This is a genomic window from uncultured Campylobacter sp. (genome assembly GCF_937997595.1).
Lineage (GTDB): Bacteria > Campylobacterota > Campylobacteria > Campylobacterales > Campylobacteraceae > Campylobacter_B.
This window is the reverse complement of the sequence record NZ_CALKTS010000092.1, coordinates 1-1,754: the sequence shown is the minus strand read 5'-3', so window position 1 is coordinate 1,754 and position 1,754 is coordinate 1. Positions and strand designations below refer to the sequence as shown.

Sequence of the window (1,754 nt, the reverse complement as noted above, 5' to 3'; positions counted from 1 at the left end):
CTATTTAAAAAGCTCGGTAGAAAGATACCTCTCGCCGGTATCGCAGAGGATCGTAACGATCACTTTGCCCTTGTTCTCGGGCTTGGCAGCGATCTGCACGGCTGCGTAAACGTTCGCGCCGCTTGAGATACCCACGAGCAAGCCCTCTTTTTGCGCCAGCTGTCTAGCCGCGGCGAACGCATCGTCGTTTTCCACGCTCAAAAAGCCGTCAATGACGCTTCTATCAAGATTATCAGGGATAAAGTTTGCGCCGATGCCCTGAATTTTATGCCCACCCGCACTGCCGCACGTAAGAAGCGGCGAGCTAGCAGGCTCCACGCCATAGGCTTTGAGATTTGGATTTTTAGATTTTAAAAATTTCGCCGTGCCGCTGAGCGTGCCACCGGTGCCAAATCCCGCGACTAAAATATCTACCTTGCCGCCGCTTTGCTCCCAAATTTCAGGTCCAGTGCTTTGAAAATGCGCCTTTGGATTGCTCGGGTTATCAAACTGGCTCGGGATGAAGCTATTTGGAGTGCTCGCAGCCAGCTCATTTGCCCTATCTACCGCGCCTTTCATTCCGAATTTCGGATCGGTCAGCTCGATTTTAGCGCCGAATGCGGCTATGAGCTTTTGGCGCTCGATACTCATCGAGCTTGGCATCGTTAAAATTAGCTTCATACCGAGCTTTGCTGCGATCATCGCAAGCCCTACGCCCGTGTTTCCGCTGGTAGGCTCTATCAAAACGCTATTTTTATCGATTTTGCCCGAGCTTAGTGCGTCTTTTACGATCTGCCATGCGATGCGATCTTTGACCGAGTGGCTTGGGTTTAAAAATTCCGCCTTGGCTAAGATGAGGGCATTTTTGCCAAATGTATTGATTCTGACTAACGGAGTATTGCCGATGAGCTCCGTAACATCGTTTGCTATTTTCATATTTTTCCTTTAAATGCTGAAATTTAAATACTGGACGCTTCGCGCCATCATCTCCTCGTAGCTGCTTAGAGGCTCGTTAAATATCTTTGCCAGCTTGACGTCAAATTTCTCAAAAAACGCCCGCAGTCCGGGATCACTCATCTGAATGCTAGTCATCCGCAGATCCTTCTCAAGAGCGGTAAAAATTTCACCGAAAGAAATCTCGCTAGCATCTCTGGCTAGGTGATAACCGCCGTTTTTACCTTTGATGCTGCACACTAGCTTTTCGTTTCTAAGGGTATTTAGAATTTGCTCCAAATAATTCTTAGAAACTCCCGTACGCTCGGCGATCTCTTTTATACTTATCGGCGCTACTTCGCTAGCTTTGGCGATCTGCAAAATCGCAGCCAGCCCATAAACGCCCTTTGTGCTTAAAAGTGCCATTATTTCAGTGCCTCACTAAGATCGGAAATCAAATCATTCGCGTCCTCTATACCCACGCTTAGGCGGATTAAGCTCGCAGGCACGCCAGCGCGGTTTAGCTGCTCCTCATTTAGCTGCGAATGCGTCGTGCTCGCAGGATGAGTGATGATCGACTTCGTATCGCCAATATTTGCTACGACGGAGAAAATTTTAACCTTGCTAACCGCCTTTAGTGCTGTTTCTTCGCTATCTACGATGAAACTCATCAGACTGCTTGCATAGCCGTCTTTAAATTTCGCTTTGATCGCGGCATTAAACGGCGAGCTTGCAAGCCCCGGATAATTGACCTGCTTTACCTTCGGATGATTTTGTAAAAATTCTGCTATCTTTAATGCGTTTTGCGAGTGTTTTTGCATGCGAAGCGGCAGTGTTTCAAG

3 protein-coding genes are annotated in these 1,754 nt (G+C 47.9%); all 3 read right to left on the bottom strand.

Annotated features, from left to right (window positions below):
- Positions 1-915 carry a cysteine synthase A gene (gene cysK, locus Q0614_RS03355; RefSeq protein ID WP_298786520.1) on the bottom strand — a complete coding sequence of 305 codons (915 nt, stop codon included), beginning with the start codon at positions 913-915 and terminating at the stop codon, positions 1-3.
- Positions 916-924: 9 nt separating this feature from the next.
- On the bottom strand, positions 925-1,338 hold the full coding sequence (locus Q0614_RS03350; protein ID WP_298786519.1) for an Rrf2 family transcriptional regulator: 414 nt from the start codon (positions 1,336-1,338) through the stop codon (positions 925-927).
- On the bottom strand, positions 1,338-1,754 hold a 417-nt coding region (locus Q0614_RS03345; RefSeq protein ID WP_298786518.1), incomplete at its 5' end, for a PLP-dependent transferase. The genes Q0614_RS03345 and Q0614_RS03350, both read right to left, overlap by 1 nt.